Annotated in this window: 9 protein-coding genes; 3 read left to right on the top strand and 6 right to left on the bottom strand. The window is 72.2% G+C overall.

Annotated features, from left to right (window positions below; all coding sequences use genetic code 11):
* Positions 1 to 34: 34 nt before the first annotated feature.
* A complete protein-coding gene (locus tag ACN261_RS27975) occupies positions 35 to 2,104 on the bottom strand; it encodes a HelD family protein (protein WP_425853007.1) in 2,070 nt (689 codons plus the stop codon).
* Between the two features lie 328 nt (positions 2,105 to 2,432).
* On the opposite strand from ACN261_RS27975, the gene ACN261_RS27970 reads away from it, so the two are divergent.
* On the top strand, positions 2,433 to 2,831 hold the full coding sequence (locus tag ACN261_RS27970) for a hypothetical protein (RefSeq protein ID WP_425853005.1): 399 nt from the start codon (positions 2,433 to 2,435) through the stop codon (positions 2,829 to 2,831).
* 4 nt (positions 2,832 to 2,835) lie between these two features.
* On the opposite strand, the gene ACN261_RS27965 is transcribed toward ACN261_RS27970, so the two are convergent.
* The 3 genes from ACN261_RS27965 to ACN261_RS27955 form a co-directional block, all read right to left on the bottom strand.
* A complete protein-coding gene (locus ACN261_RS27965; RefSeq protein WP_088647720.1) occupies positions 2,836 to 3,207 on the bottom strand; it encodes an ArsR/SmtB family transcription factor in 372 nt (123 codons plus the stop codon).
* Positions 3,208 to 3,449: 242 nt separating this feature from the next.
* A complete protein-coding gene (locus ACN261_RS27960; RefSeq protein ID WP_421482641.1) occupies positions 3,450 to 4,763 on the bottom strand; it encodes a cellulose binding domain-containing protein in 1,314 nt (437 codons plus the stop codon).
* A 335-nt stretch (positions 4,764 to 5,098) separates the two neighbouring features.
* Positions 5,099 to 6,670 carry a cellulose binding domain-containing protein gene (locus tag ACN261_RS27955; RefSeq protein ID WP_425853003.1) on the bottom strand — a complete coding sequence of 524 codons (1,572 nt, stop codon included), beginning with the start codon at positions 6,668 to 6,670 and terminating at the stop codon, positions 5,099 to 5,101.
* A 360-nt stretch (positions 6,671 to 7,030) separates the two neighbouring features.
* Here ACN261_RS27955 and ACN261_RS27950 point away from each other — a divergent pair, with 360 nt between their 5' ends.
* Entirely contained in the window at positions 7,031 to 7,921 is an 891-nt protein-coding gene (locus ACN261_RS27950; RefSeq protein WP_421482638.1) for an SGNH/GDSL hydrolase family protein, read from the top strand.
* A gap of 92 nt (positions 7,922 to 8,013) precedes the next feature.
* Here the strand turns inward: ACN261_RS27950 and ACN261_RS27945 are convergent, their stop codons facing one another.
* Both ACN261_RS27945 and ACN261_RS27940 read right to left on the bottom strand, forming a co-directional pair.
* The gene (locus tag ACN261_RS27945; protein ID WP_425853000.1) at positions 8,014 to 9,696 is read right to left on the bottom strand and encodes a cellulose binding domain-containing protein; all 1,683 of its coding nucleotides are present in this window, start codon (positions 9,694 to 9,696) and stop codon (positions 8,014 to 8,016) included.
* A 115-nt stretch (positions 9,697 to 9,811) separates the two neighbouring features.
* A complete protein-coding gene (locus tag ACN261_RS27940) occupies positions 9,812 to 12,667 on the bottom strand; it encodes a glycosyl hydrolase family 95 catalytic domain-containing protein (protein ID WP_425852998.1) in 2,856 nt (951 codons plus the stop codon).
* A 612-nt stretch (positions 12,668 to 13,279) separates the two neighbouring features.
* On the opposite strand from ACN261_RS27940, the gene ACN261_RS27935 reads away from it, so the two are divergent.
* Positions 13,280 to 14,839: a glycoside hydrolase family 43 protein gene (locus ACN261_RS27935; protein WP_425852996.1), complete on the top strand. Its 1,560-nt coding sequence runs from the start codon at positions 13,280 to 13,282 to the stop codon at positions 14,837 to 14,839.
* The last annotated feature ends 28 nt before the right edge of the window (positions 14,840 to 14,867 follow it).

Raw genomic sequence — 14,867 nt, 5'->3', positions numbered from 1 at the left:
GTCCCGCCCCGTGGGGCCGGCTGAACCCGCCGGCTCAGTCGCGGGTGAGCTGCTCCGGCAGCGGCTTGCTGTGCAGGATCACCAGCTCTCCGACGGCCCGGGTCAGGGCGACGTAGAGCCGGTTCATGCCCCGGGGTTCGGCGGCGACGATGTCGGCGGGTTCGACCAGCACCACCCGGTCGTACTCCAGGCCCTTGACCTGGCTGACCGGGACCGCGTGCAGGGCTTCGGCCAGGTGGTCGGGGGCGATGACGGTCCCGGTCTCCCCGGCCACCGCCGCGGCCAGGTCGTCGACCCGGCGGATCTCCAGGCTGCCGCCGGGCCGGAACGACCGGGTCGGGGCGATGCCGGGCGGCAGGGCGCGGGCCGCGAAGTCGGCGATGACCTCGGGCACCCGGTAACCGGTGGGCAGGTCCAGCGTCCGGGCGGTCCGCTTGCCGAGCCGTCGCACCAGCTCCGGCCACGAGCCGGCGGCCAGCGGGTGGGTCGCCTGACCGAGGTCACCCACGATGGTCATCGAGGCGTACTCGGCCCGGCGGGCGATCATCCGGCACTCCATCGGCGACAGGTCCTGCGCCTCGTCGAGGATGACGTGCTGGTAGGCGTCCGCGACGGGCTCCTCGGCCTCGGCCACCGGTAGCGGCTCGGCCAGCACCGGAACGTAACCCTCTTCGCCGTACGGGTCGACGCCGTCGACCCAGCCCACCACCTGGTGACCCTCCCGGAGGATGATCGCCGCCGCCCAGCGCTGGGCACCCCAGTGGCCGCTGTCCAGCGACTGCCCGGACTGCGCCATGGGGGTGGCCAGGCCGGGGGCGAAGAGCTGCCACCCGTCGGCGAGGCTCGGGCTCAGCACGAAGGTCTCCGCCAGCCGGATGCCGCTGCGCAGTTCCCGGCGCTGCCACTCGGGCTGGACCTCGGCGACCCGTGGCGGTCGGCCCAGGATCTCGGCCAGCTCGTCGAGCAGCGGGACGTCGTCCACCGACCACTCGCCCCGCTGGGCGGGCAGGACGTCCTGCGGGGTCAGGGTCGGCCACCAGGCGGTCAGGAAGGCGTCGGGGACCTCCCGGCCGGGCAGCAGTTCCGCCAGCACCGTCGCGGCCTGCGGCCGGGCGGCGTTGGGGGTGATCCCGGCGGCCTCGCACCGGCGGCGGACCTCCCGGCGGGCCCGCGCCAGGTCGTCGGCGTCGAGACCCCACAGCCGGTCCGGCACGTTCGGCGGGGTGTCCCAGGCCAGGTCGGTCAGCACCCGCACCATCCGCAGGTCACCCTTGGTGCGGGCCACCTCGGCGCGGTCCCGCCGGGTCGCCACGACACCGTCGAACAGCTCACCGACGGCGCGCAGGTGGACGCTGTCCTCGCCGAGGCCGGGCAGCACCCGCCCGATGTACTCGGTGAACACGGTGGACGGGCCGACCACCAGCACCCGGCCGTCGGCGTACCTGCCCCGGTCGCGGTAGAGCAGGTAGGCCGCCCGGTGCAGGGCCACCTGCGTCTTGCCGGTCCCCGGACCGCCGGTGATCAGGGTGACGCCGTGGGTCGGCGCGCGGATCGCCTCGTCCTGCTCGCGTTGGATGGTCGAGACGATGTCGCGCATGTGCGCGCCGCGTTCCCGGGTCAGCGACGCGAGCAGGGCACCCTCGCCGACCACCCCGTCGACGGGCGTGGCCGACAACACCTCGTCGTCGAGGCCGACCACGGTACGCCCGGCGCAGGTGATCACGCGGCGACGGGTCACCCCGAGCGGCTCGCCGGGGGTGGCCCGGTAGAACGGGGCGGCGGCGGGGGCCCGCCAGTCCACCACCAGCGGTTCCCGGTCGGCGTCGCGGACCCCCAACCGACCGATGCGGTACGTCTCGTCGTCGTCGTAGTCGAGCCGGCCGAAGACGATCCCCTCCTCCTGACCGTCGAGGTCGGACATCCGGCTGGCGGCGCCCAGCACCATGGCGTCCCGCTCGACCAGCCCGGTGGCCGGCCCGCCGCCGGCCCGCCGACGCCCCTCCTCGCCGAGCTGCCGGGCCTGCGCGCGCATGACCTCCAGGCGGGCGTACACCTGGTCGACCACCTGCTGTTCGATGGCGATCTGCCGGGTCGTCTCGGACACGGGCCCCCCGTTCTCCCGCCGGGCCCCGCAGCCCGGACCGGTCGAGAGTAGGCCCGGTACGGGGTGGCAGAAATCGTCATCCGGGACGATCCGGACGGCTTGACCGGCCCATATGATGAATGTGGCGCACCCGGGAGGACGACGTGATCCGGTGCCGGTCGGGGTCGCGGAACCGGCCGGACGGTCCTCCTCCCGGCGGGGTCGCGTCGCCTACGCTCGCTCTCGCGCCGGACCGGTGGCCGGGGAGCACCCCCGACCCGACGCGGTACGGCGTGCCGCCGCCCACCGTGGTGACCGGCGGTCACGGGTACCGGGCGGGAGGCTGGGCATGGTGGTCACGGGTGGTCCGCAGGGCGGAGTGGCGGTGCCGGCGGTCAACCGGCGCAGCGGCGTGGCGGCCACCGTCGGCGCGGTGGTGGCGGTGCTGCTCCTGGTCGCGCTCGCCCTGGCGGTGGCGCTGGTCGGGATGTTCCTGCCGATGGCGGCCGACGGCTGCGGCACCGAGGGCACCGAGGGCACCGAGGGCCTGCTGATCTGCGGGCCGGCCGGTCAGCTCGTGGTGCTGGGCGCTCCCACCGGGGGTGCCCTGCTCGGGGTGCTGCTCGCCCTCGTCGGCTTCCTGCCGATGCCGTTGCGGCACCGGCGGGCCCTGTTCATCGGCGTCGGCTACCTGGTGGTGCTCGGCGGGCTGGGGGTGGCCTTCCTGGTGGCGTTCAGCGGGTGGTGACGGGTCAGCGGGTCTTCTTCGTGGCCCGTTTGCGGGGCGGGGTCAACAGGTCGGCGATCGCGGCGATCGTGGACGGCACCGTGCGGTAGTACGCCCAGACCCCCCGCTTCTCGCGTTCGATCAGCCCGGCCTCGGTGAGGATCCGCAGGTGGTGGCTCACCGTCGGCTGGGACAGGCCGAGCGGCGCGGTGAGGTCGGTGACGGACGCCTCGCCCTGCGGGGCGGACTGGATGAGACTGAGCAGTCGTAGGCGGGCCGGGTCGGCGAATGCCTTCAGCACTCCCGCGAGCCGTTCCGCATCGGCGCGTTTGATCGGCTCGCCGGTCAACGGCGAGACAGCAGGCGTGTTCGTTTTCGCAGCTCCCACGTCCGCCATCATGGCAGCCGGAGTCGGGTCGGACCGGGGGATCGCCGATCGGCCGCCACGAATTTCGCGGATCGGGTGACAGCGGCCGGCGCGTCGGCCGACCCCGGCCGTGGCGGGACGGCGGGTTGCGGCCGGTGGACGGGATGCGCTCCCGCCCACCGGCCGCCGGGTTTCCCGCCGTCCCGCCGGGTCCCTGACCGACCCTGCGGTGACCCGGCCGGCCGTGATCAGCCCGGCCGTGGCCGGGTCGGTCAGCGGGCGGTGCAGGTGGGGGTGAGCCCGGATCCGCTGCCGTTGCCCTGGAAGCCGAACTCGGTGACCTGGCCGGGGGCGAGCTGGCCGTTGTAGTTGACGTTGGTGAAGCGGACCGTCCCGGTGCTGCCGCTGGCGGTGGCGTTCCAGGTGTTGGTGACGCTCGCGCCGCCGGGCAGGGTGGTGCTGACCGTCCAGCCGGTGGTGCCGGCGGAGCCGGCGGTCACCCGCAGGGAGGCGGTGAAGCCGCCGTTCCACTGGTTGACCGACACGGTCGCGGTGCATCCGCCACCGCCGGGCGGGGGCGTGGTCGGGGTCGCCGGGGGCGTGGTGGGGGTCGCGGGCGGGGTGGTGGTGGGCGGCGGGGTGGTGGGTGGCGTGGTGCCGTCGAACTGGGTGAAGAAGTTCCACACCACGGGCCGGGTCCAGGATTTCTCGCCGGGGGCGTACACGTCGGCGGTGCCGTCCACGGCGTTGGGGGCGTGTCCGCCGTCGAACGGGGCCCAGGCGACCGGGTAGCCCGCCCGGCAGCCCGAGTAGTAGGTGACGGTGTGGGTCAGGCTGCCCTGCGCCGGCTCCGGGGGGTTCTGCGGGGTGCAGCCGTTGTTGCGGACGAACCGGTCACGCAGCGACCGCCCGGTCGAGATGGGCAGCACGTTGTCCCGCAGGCCGTGGATGCCGATGTACGCGATCGGCTGGGTGCCGCCGTTGCAGCCGCTGAGCTGCCCGCCGGAGTAGACCGCGACCGCGCGGAAGGCCGAGGCGCGGGCGCAGGCGATGGCGTAGCTCATCCCGCCGCCGTAGCTGAACCCCATGGCGAAGCGCTGGGTGGTCTCGACGCACAGGTTCGACTCGATCTGCCGCATCATGTCGTCGACGAAGGTCAGGTCCCGGTCGCCGCTGTTGGCCCAGCCGTTGCCGATGCCCTGCGGGGCGACGAAGATCGCGCTGTTGTTCGCCAGGGCGCGGATGCCGTAGTAGGACCAGGGGTAGCCGCTGGTGCCGCCCGAGTCGACCTCGGTGGCGGTGCCGCCGTTCCAGTGGAACGCGAAGATCAACCGGTAGGGGTGGTTGCGGTCGTAGTTGTCGGGGATCCGCAGGATGAAGGTGCGGTTCTGGCCACCGCTGGAGATGGTCCGGGTGCCGCTGGTCAGCGTCGGCGTCTTGCCGCATCCGGCGGTCGCCGCGAGCGGGGCGGCGTCCCCGGCCCAGGCGACCGGCCCGGTCCCGGTGGTGATCGCGGCGCCGCCCAGCGCGAGGGCGAGCGTCGCGACTGCCGCGACGACGCCGGCCACGAGTCGGTGTCTCGACATCAGGGGAACTCCTTCGACATCAGGGTGGTGGTGGGGGCGCGACCGGCCTGCCCGACTCCGACGGTGGCGGCGACCCCGGCGGTGATCCCGGCCGTGCCGGTGGGGCCACCGGAGCGGGACAGGTGATCACATTAATCGATGAACGTAAACGTAATCCGTATGACGTATGATGTCAATAAACGGGTGGTCGGCGGTGCGCCTCCGGAGGGGGTCCGTGGTGCGCCGGTCCGGTGCCCGGCCGGGGGATGAGCCGGGGTGCTCGAACGCAGGGGCCGGTGACGCGGAACGGTCCGCGTCACCGGCCCCGCTGCCGTGGCCTGCCCGGCGTCAGCGGTTCACCAGGTCAGCGGCAGGGTGTTGACGAACCGGGTGAGCGCGCCGGCGATGAGCTGGTCGTCGCGGCGGGAAGGGTGCCAGTCGCAGCCGAGCTTGTCGAGCCCCAGTGCGTTGTCGTCGTAGTAGAGCGACCGGATCCGGGTGTCGCCCCGGCTGGCGCGGGTCTGCACGACCTGCTGCACGGAGCTGGCCAGCGCGGTGGTGGGGGACAGGTCGGGGTAGGTGAGCACGATGAACGTGTCGGGCCCGTACCGGCTGCGCAGCTTGTCGAGGAAGGCCAGATAGGCGCTGCGGAAGTCGGCCGCGAGCTGGTCGACGGTGGCCCACCGTTCGCCGGGGTTGAGGGCGGTGGAGAAGTCGTTGATGCCCAACCCGACCACCACCAGTTGCGGCTTCCAGGTGGCCGGTTTCTGCCACACCGTGCTGTTCCACAGGGCCTGTAGGTCGGTCTCGTAGTAGGTGCGGAAGTTGTCGGTGCCGCCACCGTTGTAGTTGCGCACCATGCCGAGCCCCGACCAGGCGGTGAGCTGGTAGTCGGCGTTCAGGCTCTGCGCGGTCAGGGCGCCGAAGGTGACGTCGGCGTTGGAGTTGCGGGTGACCCCGCCGTTGCCGGAACAGTCGCGGGTGGTCGACATGTTGCCGTAGCCGGCGGTCCACGAGTCACCGATGAACTCGATCTGCCGGCTGCGGGGTGCGGGTCGGGCCAGGATCGCCCCGCCGGCGGCGGGGACGAGGCCACCGAACTCGCCGACGGCCCACGGGCTCTCGGTGCGCTTGACCAGTCGTACGGAGTGCTCGCGGTCGGCCAGGTTGCGGACCCAGTAGGTGGTCCGGCCCGGTGTGACCAGGGTGGCGACGGTCGCGCCGTCGACCTGCACGAGGTAGTCGTTCTGCGAGTCGTTGAGGACGATCCCGACCCCGGTGCCCCGGAACCGGCCCTCGAAGTAGATGCCGGGCCAGGTGTACTGCGCGCTGCCGCCGACCGCCCTGACCCGTCCCACCGTCGTCGTCTGGTCGAGCGCCCCCGTCACCGGCGGCGGCGTGGTCGGCGGTGGGGTGGTGGGCGGCGGTGTGGTCGGTGGCGGCGTGGTCGGCGGTGCGGTGGTCGGCGGCGGCGTGGTGGTCGGTGGTGCGGTGGGCCCGGTGGTACGGCCGGTGCAGGGCACCCCGTTGAGGGCGAAGTCGACGGGCACCGGGTTCGCCGCGTTGTTCCAGGTCGCGCCGAAGCCGAACTGGGCGCTCGCCCCGGTGCCGAGGTTGGCGTTCCAGTCCACGTTGCCGACGGTGACCCGGCCGGCGGACTGGGTGGCCGTGCCGTTCCACCACTGGCTGATCACCTGCCCGGCGGTGAAGGTCCAGGTGAGCCGCCAGCCGGAGAGCGGGTCGCCGAGGTTGGTGACGTCGACGTTCGCGCCGAACCCGCCCGGCCACTGGTTCGTCACCGTGTAGGTGACCCGACACCCGGCCGCCGCCTGGGCGGGGACGGTGCCGACGAGGGCGGCGGTGGCGACGACGGTGGTGGCGGCGCACAGTGACACCGCAAGTCTGAGCCGGGAACGCATGGGTCCCATGGATGATCCTCCCGCAGGGGTGGGGCGGCGACGACTGTCGGCCGCGTCGACGGGGCGGCTCCGCCGGCGGGAGGGGTGGTCCCGGTCCGGGGGCGAATGGCCGCGTGGTGCTGGCGTGGTGTGCGGCGGACGGCGATGTGCCGTCGGCCGGCCCACTCCGGTCGTACGGTGTCCCTCGGCCCGCAGCCAGCCCGGCTCCGCTGCGGATTATCCCGTCCGGATTCGACCCCCGTCAATCGATGAGGTCGTCGGCCGGTCGGGCTCCGAGGGGGTATGTAACGAGAGTTGTCTATATTGACGTCCGGCGTGGAAGAGCGCAGGATCGCGGCACCACCCCCGTGATCCGCCCTGGGAGGCGTCATGCCCCGTTCCCGCCGGCCGCTGCTGCGGACCGCCACCCGGATGCTCGCGTTCGCCGCCGCCACCGCCGGTGTGCTGGCCGCCGCCGCGCCCGCCAGCGCCGCCGTCCCCACCGGACGCTACGTCGCCCTCGGCGACTCGTACACGTCCGGCCCGTTGATCCCCACCCAGGTCGACCTGAACTGCCTGCGCTCCAACCGCAACTACCCGTCCCTGGTCGCCGCGTCCGCCGGCTCGTCGCCGTTGGTCGACGTGAGCTGCTCCGGGGCCACCACCGACGACATCCGCTACGGCGGCAACGGCTCGCTGGGCCGGCCACTGCCCCCGCAGCTCGACGCGGTCACCCCGGACACCACCCTGGTGACGGTGCAGATCGGCGGCAACGACATCGGCTTCTCCAGCATCATCAGCGACTGCGCGCAGGCGAGCTTCAGCAGCCCGCTCGGCTCGCCCTGCAAGAGCCTCTACACCGCCGGCGGCACCGACCAGTTGCAGGCCCGGATCACCGCCACCGCCCCGAAGGTCACCGCCGTCCTCCAGGCGGTCCGTCGGGCCGCGCCTGGGGCGCGGATCGTGGTGCTCGGCTACCCGGCGATCGTGCCGGACTCCGGGTACGGCTGCTGGCCGCTGGTGCCGATCGCCTACCAGGACGTGCCGTACCTGCGGGGTGTCGCCACGTCGCTCAACGCCATGCTGGCCGGTGCCGCCGCCGCGAACGACGCCGTCTACGCCGACGTCTACACCCCGTCGATCGGGCGGGACACCTGCAAGAGCAGTGGTACCCGGTGGGTGGAGGGCCTGGTGCCGGAGAACGCGGCGGCGCCCTTCCACCCCAACGCCCGGGGTGAGCAGGGCATGGCCACCGCGGTGCTGGCCACGCTGGACAACTGACCCGACCAGCCGTGGCGGGACCCCCGGTCATGTCGCGTCCCGATGCCGGGCCGATGTCATGACCGGGGGTCCCGTCGTTTCCGTCAATCCGGTCAGGCCACCGTGCAGGTCTGGCCGTTGAGGGTGAACGCGGTCGGCTTGGCGTTGCTGCCGGACCAGCTGGAGATGAACCCGAAGCCCACGCTGCCACCGGGGCTGAGCAGGCCGTTCCAGCCGGCGCTGCTGGCGGTGACCTGTGCGCCGTTCTGGGTGTAGGTGACCCCCCACGCCTGGTTGAGCTGCTGCCCGTCGGCGAACGACCAGCGCAGGCTCCAGCCGTTGACCGCCGTGGTGCCGGTGTTGCGGATCGTCACCTCGGCCTGGAACCCGTCCGGCCACTGGCTGGTGATCCCGTAGCTGACCTGGCAGGAAATGGCCGCCGGCGGCGGGGTGGTCGGAGCCGGCGTGGTCGGGGCCGGGGTCGTCGGAGCCGGGGTGGTCGGGGCCGGCGTGGTGGGAGTGACGGTCGGGGTGGGGGTGCTGGTCGCGCCGCTGACCCGGTAGACCACCGTCCCGTGACCCGGCACGCTGGCCGAGATGGCTCCGGAGGTGGTGCTGGTCGTGTTGGTCCACGCGTCACGCAGGGTGAACGAGCTGCCCGACAGCCCGATGGCGGCGGCGGTGGTGGTGATGGTGGTGGTGGAGCTGCCCTGGTTGAACAGGGCGACGGCGGTGTCGCCGTTGGCGAGTCGTTTGGCGAGGATTCGGCGGGTGCCGTCGAAGGAAACCTGGCTGGCTTGGAGCGCGAGGGGGTCTTGGCTGATGGCGATGAGGTTGGCGTTCTTCAGGATGGTTTGGGTTGCGGTGTTCATGGTGCGGAGGTCGTTGCCGGCGATGAGGGGTGAGGCGAGGATGGCCCAGAGGGCGAAGTGGGAGCGCATTTCGGTGTCGGTCATGCCGCCGCGGCCGACTTCCATCATGTCCATGTCGTTGAAGGCGCCGGGTTTGGCGCGGGCGGCGAGGGGGACGGTGACGTCGATGATGTTTTGGATGCCCATGGGGTAGCCGTTGGTTTGGCCGCTGTTCCAGGTGTTGGTGATGTCTTCGGTGGTGCGCCACATGTTGGAGACGTCGCCCCAGTCGCGTTGGGGTCCGGTTTTGGAGTGGATGCTGTTGGAGTTGATGCTCAGGACGATGGGTCGGCCGGCGGCGGCGAGGCCGTCGCGCATTTTGGCGAAGGCGCGGACCTGGTCGTCGATGGTGCCGGTGGGTGAGCACCAGTCGTATTTGAGGTAGTCGACGCCCCAGTTGGCGAACTGGCGGGCGTCTTGTGCTTCGCGGCCTTGGCTGCCGGTGGCGCCGGGGTAGGAGTTGAAGTATTGGGCGCAGGTTTTGTCGAGGGGGGCTTGGTAGATGCCGAATTTGAGGCCGCGGGCGTGGATGTAGTCGCCGAGGGCTTTCATGCCGGAGGGGAAGCGGGTGGGGTCGCCCTGGAGGTTGCCGGCGGAGTCGCGGTTGGGGTTCATCCAGCAGTCGTCGACGACGACGTACTGGTAGCCGGCGTCTTTCATGCCGGAGCTGACCATGGCGTCGGTCATCTGCCGGATCAACGCCTCGTTGATGTTGCAGCCGAACGTGTTCCAGCTGTTCCACCCCATCGGCGGCGTCCGCGCCACACCGTTGTTCAGGGCCAGCGCCGGGGAGGTCCGCAGCGCCACCGCCGGGCCCGCCACCAGCAGCAGGCCCGCCGCCACGGCGGTCAACAGCCGACGGCTACGGGTAGATGGTCTTCTCATGCTCTTCCGTCCGTTTCACTCGGGGGTCCTGGGTGCCGGCAGGGGCGGGACGTGTCGTCGCCACCTCGGCCGGCCCGGGGGCACAGCGAGGTGGCGACGACACGCCCGGTGCCGGTCAGCTCGTGGTGCAGGTGAGGTTCGTCGGCGCGTTGTTGGTGCCGTTCACCGTGCCGATGAAGCCGAACGTGGTGGAGGCTCCGGCGGCCAGCGTCCCGTTGTAGTCGACGTTCTTCACGGTCACGTTCGCGCCGCTCTGGGTGTGCGAGCCGCCCCAGATCTGGCTGATGGTCTGCCCGTTGGGGAACGTCCAGGACACCGTCCAACCACGGATCGCGGTCGCGCCGGCGGTCACCGTGACCTCCGCCTGGAAGCCACCCGACCACGAGCCCGTCACCGCGTACGTCGCCCGGGCCCCCGAGGGCGCGGGGGAGCTGGTGGTCGGCACCGGCGTCGTCGGGACCGGGGTGGTCGGCGCCGGCGTCGTCGGGGTCGGCGTGGGGGTGGCGGTGGCGGTGGGCGTGGCGGTCGGCGTCGGGGTCGGCGTCACGCCCGGCCGGGCCGCCCGGTAGGTGTGCCCGGCCTGGACGGCGAACTGGACGACGTCGGTCTCCGGGCGGGTGGTGGCCGGCACGCTGCCGTCGGCGACGTCGGTGAGCGTGAAGCTGCCGGTGAACAGCCGTGACCGCACCCGCAGCGTGCCGTCGCGGTCGGCGCGGATGCCGATCTCGGTGGGCTGCCCGCTGCTCCACGCCACGCCGACGGTGTAGCCGCCACGCCCGCGCAGGCCCGCGACCTGCCCGGTGGGCCACGCGCTGGGCAGCGCGGGCAACACGTTCAGCTCACCGGTGTGGCTGTGCAGCAGCATCTCGGCGATGCCGGAGGTGGCGCCGAAGTTGCCGTCGATCTGGAACGGCGGGTGCAGGTCGAACATGTTCGGCGCGAGCCGGTCGGTGCGGACCAGGTCCTTGAACAGCTTGTGGGCGCGGGCACCGTCCTCCAGCCGGGCCCAGAAATTGATCTTCCAGGCGAGGGACCAGCCGGTCCCGTCGTCACCGCGCAGCTCCAGGGTCTTGCGGGCCGCCTCGTACAGGGCCGGGGTGCCCCGCTTGGTGATCTGGTTGCTGGGGTGCAGACCGTACAGGTGGGAGACGTGCCGGTGGTTCCGCTCGGTCTCCACCCAGTCGGCCAGCCACTCCTGCACGTTGCCCCGCGAACCGACCCGGGTCGGGGGGAGCCGGTCCTTGGCGGTACGCACCTGCGACCGGAACGTGCTGTCCACCCCCAGGATCTCGCTGGCGCGGGCCGCGGCGTCGAACAGGTCCCGCAGGATCTGGTTGTCCATCGTCGGCCCGGCGCAGACGCTGGCGTTGGAGTGGTGCGGCAGTTCCGGGGAGTTCGACGGGTTCGTCACCAGGTAGCCCAGCGACGGGTGGGCGACGAGCGTGTCGAGGAAGAACTGGGCGGCGCCCTTGAGCGCCGGGTAGTTGGTCTGGAGGAAACCCAGGTCACCGGTGAACAGGTAGTGGTCCCAGATCATCGTGCCCAGCCACGCGCCACCGGTCTGCCACATGCCCCACAGTGCACCGTCCACCACCGACGCGCCCCGCCAGGCGTCCGTGTTGTGGTGGGTGACCCAGCCGCCGGCGCCGTACTGCGCCTGGGCGACCCGGGCACCGGTTACCGTCAGGTCCTTGACCATGTCGAACACCGGCAGGAAACACTCGGACAGGTTGGTGGTGTCGGCCGGCCAGTAGTTCATCGGCAGGTTGGCGTTGATGGTGTACTTCGAGTCCCACTGCGGCGTCAGCGAGTCGTTCCAGATGCCCTGGAGGTTCGCCGGCTGGGTGCCCGGCCGCGAGGACGAGATCAGCAGGTACCGCCCGAACTGGAACAGCAGCGCGGCGAACTGCGGGTCGTTGCTGCTCGCGTGCTGCGCGATCCGTACGTCGGTGGTCTGGTCGGCCGCGGCCGTACGACCCAGGTTGATGCTCACCCGGTTGAACAGCGCCTGGTAGTCGGCCAGGTGCCGGCTGCGCAACTGCTCGATGGCCACGCCCTTGGCGGCGTTGAGCCGGGTGCGGGCGATGCCCTGGTAGTCGCCGTTGACGGTGCGGTAGTTGACGTAGCTGGAGCCGATCGAGATCAGGATGGTGACGCTGGTGGCCCCGGAGACCCGCAGGGTGCCTCCGGAGCTGCTGACGGTGCCCCCGGTCACTGCGGCGTTGGCCAGGGCCAGGAAGCGGACCGAGCCGTTGACCCCCTCCTGGCTGCCGGAGATGCCGTCCAGCCCGATGGTGGCGGAGTCCGGGCTCGACACGGTGGTGCGCTGCGGGCTGTCGAACGTGGCGGAGAACGTGATCGCGTTGGCCCGGTCGGTGGTCAACCGCACCACGATCACCTGGTCGGGTGCGCTGGCGAACACCTCCCGCTGGTGCCGTACCCCGCCCAGCACGTAGGTCGTGGTGACCGTGGCGGTGGTGAGGTCGAGGGTGCGGACGTACTGGCTGGCCCCGCTGGCCGACCCGAACGCCAGCCGCAGGTTGCCCACGGTCTGGTACGCGAGCTGACCACCCGGGTTGCCCATCATCGTCTGGTTGATCAGGTCCTGCGCCGAGGTCCACTGGTCGGCGAAGACCCGTCGCCGGATCTCGGCCAGGTTGGCCGCGCCCCGGGTGTTGGCCGAGTCGTACGGGCCACCGGCCCAGACGGTGTCCTCGTTGAGCTGGAGCCGTTCGGTGTCGACGTTGCCGAACACCATCGCACCGAGCCGGCCGTTGCCGATCGGCAGCGCGCGCAGCCAGTCGGTGCCGGCTCCTTCGTCGTACCACAGGGCGAGGTCGTTCGCGGCCAGCACCTGCGGTGGTGCGGCCGAGCCGGCGCGGGCGGTGGCGGTCCAGGCGACCGGGACCAGCGCGGCGCCGGCCCCCACCGCTCCGGCCTTGAGGACGTTCCTTCGGGTCACTTCAGACATGTTCTCTCCCAGGGGGTGCGGATCAGAGCCGGGTGTGGGGGGGAGGGCGACACTGGTGGCCGTCGCCGTGCACCAGGTGCGGGGGACACGGTCGACCGCCACCCGGCCCGGACCGGTGTTCCGATCGGCCGCAGCGGAAACCCTGCTGTTATCGCTAACAGGCGCGGCCCGTCGCGCCCTGACGTCGGTATCCATGACTACCGTGACGGCGCGTCGAGCTCCCGGCGGCGCACCATCTCGCCACATATGGACTCTCGTGGATTCCTTGGGCTCCGTCAAGATATGACGGCCATGTTGCGCGAATGTTCCTGACCCGGTCGGTGGGTCCGGGGCACCGTCCGTCCGCCGCGCCGAGCAGTGACCGCTCGGCGCAGCGGGGTGCCCGGACGGGTGGCGCGCCGAGGTGGGATGCCAGCTCAGGGCCGGTTCCGGCGGGACATGTCGGGGACGGTCCGCCGCCCGCACGGCATGGGGCGGCAGTGCCGGCCTTGAACCGGAAGGTGACCTTCCGTAGCATCCGGGATTGCGAAATGTTATCGCAAACATTTCTGAACCCGGATAGCCCGTGCCGGCACCGTCCACTGTGCCTGTGCCGTCGAGGAGGTGCGCGTGGTGTCCAGCGGAGCGTCCTACCGCAATCCGGTCGTCCCCGGATTCCACCCCGACCCGAGCGTCTGCCGGGTCGGCGCGGACTACTATCTGGTCTGCTCCAGCTTCGAGTACTTCCCGGGCGTGCCCCTGCTGCACAGTCGTGACCTGGTCACCTGGCGGCAGATCGGCAACATCCTGGACCGGCCCGGCCAGCTGGCGTTGCCCGCCGACACCGAGGCGTCCCGGGGCATCTTCGCCCCCACCCTGCGCCACCACGACGGCCGGTTCTGGCTGGTCACCACCAACGTCAGCCTGGGTCGGCACCTCATCGTCACCGCGCCGGAACCCACCGGCCCCTGGTCCGATCCGGTCTACTTCGACCTGCCGCACGTCGACCCCTCGCTGGCCTGGGACGACGACGGCACCTGCTGGCTGACCACCTCCGGCGTGGATGCCTACCGGATCGACCCGGAGGGCGGCCGGGTGCTGGAGGGGCCGCTGCCCCTGTGGTCGGGCACCGGCGGCCAGTACCCGGAGGCCCCGCACCTCTACCGGATCGACGGCTGGTGGTACCTGCTGCTCTCCGAGGGCGGCACGCACACCGGCCACGCGGTGTCGGTCGCCCGCTCCCGCAGCCCGCGTGGCCCGTTCACCCCCGCGCCGGCCAACCCGATCCTCACCCACCGGGGCACCGACCTTCCGGTGCAGGCCACCGGGCACGGCGACCTGGTCCAGGCGCTCGACGGCAGCTGGTGGCTGGTCCTGCTCGGCATCCGGGCCCGGGGCCAGTGGCCGCCCTACCACGTCCTCGGCCGGGAGACCTTCCTCGCCCCGGTGCGCTGGGTCGACGGCTGGCCGGTCGTCGACCCGGTCCGGGAGATCACCGCCGCGCCCCCCGGCAGCGCCCCGGCCGGTGCCGCCCCGGCCGGCCCGGACGCCTTCCGCGACGACTTCGACGCGACAGTCCTCGCGCCCGAGTGGATCTCGCCCCGTAGCCGGCCGGACGACTGCTGGTCGCTGACCGCCAGGCCGGGCTGGCTCACCCTGCACGCCGTGGGCGCGACCCTCGACCTCGCCGGTGCGACGATCGTGGCGCTGCGGCAGCGGTACCACGACAGCCGGACCAGCGTCCGGGTGGACCCGGGCACCGGCACCGCCGGGCTCACCATCCGCATCGACGAGGCGCACCACTACGACCTGGAGGTCCGGGCCGGCACCGTCCGGGTGATCGGCCGGGCCGGGCCGTTCCGACAGGTCTTCGCCACCCACGCCGTGCCGGACGGCCCGGTGGTGCTGACGATCGCCACCCGAACCCACGACCTCTACCCACCGACCGTGACCTCCGCCGCCGACCTGGTGGCCCGGACCGCGCCCCGGGGGGTGCGGGCGGCCGGCTGCGACATGGTCACCTTCGAGGTGGCGGGCCCGGCCGGTGCCGTCGTACTGGCCGAACTCGACGGACGCTACCTGTCCACCGAGGTCGCCGCCGGGTTCACCGGCCGGGTCGTCGGCATGTACGTCACCGGGGGCAGCGCGGCGTTCGACTGGTTCACCCACCGGCCGGTGGCGGCACCGCACTGAGCGGCAGCCGGCGCGGTCGGGGACCCTC

The organism is Micromonospora sp. WMMD723 (assembly GCF_049863385.1).
Lineage (GTDB): Bacteria > Actinomycetota > Actinomycetes > Mycobacteriales > Micromonosporaceae > Micromonospora > Micromonospora wenchangensis.
This window is presented reverse-complemented; position numbering and strand designations above follow the sequence as displayed.